This window comes from Streptomyces viridochromogenes, from assembly GCF_001270495.1.
GTDB lineage: Bacteria > Actinomycetota > Actinomycetes > Streptomycetales > Streptomycetaceae > Streptomyces > Streptomyces viridochromogenes_A.
This window is the reverse complement of sequence record NZ_LGUR01000057.1, coordinates 1-468: the sequence shown is the minus strand read 5'-3', so window position 1 is coordinate 468 and position 468 is coordinate 1. Positions and strand designations below refer to the sequence as shown.

Sequence of the window (468 nt, the reverse complement as noted above, 5' to 3'; positions counted from 1 at the left end):
TCCCACAACCCCGCATACGCAACCCCTGCCGGGTCTCACACGTATACGGTTTAGCCTCATCCAGTTTCGCTCGCCACTACTCCCGGAATCACGGTTGTTTTCTCTTCCTGCGGGTACTGAGATGTTTCACTTCCCCGCGTTCCCTCCACTTGCCCTATGTGTTCAGGCAAGGGTGACAGCCCATGACGACTGCCGGGTTTCCCCATTCGGACACCCCCGGATCAAAGCCTGGTTGACGACTCCCCGGGGCCTATCGTGGCCTCCCACGTCCTTCATCGGTTCCTGGTGCCAAGGCATCCACCGTGCGCCCTTAAAAACTTGGCCACAGATGCTCGCGTCCACTGTGCAGTTCTCAAACAACGACCAGCCACCCATCACCCCGAACCAACCGGTTCGAGTGCACTGGGGCCGGCACCTGAAGGCAGCCTCTCGGCCGTACCCTCAGACACCCAACAGCGTGCCCGACAC

At 60.5% G+C, this 468-nt stretch carries 1 rRNA gene; it reads right to left on the bottom strand.

Annotation, left to right across the window (positions count from 1 at the left end):
* Positions 1-324, bottom strand: a 23S ribosomal RNA gene (locus tag ADK36_RS08090); the annotation flags it as partial.
* Positions 325-468 lie beyond the last annotated feature (144 nt).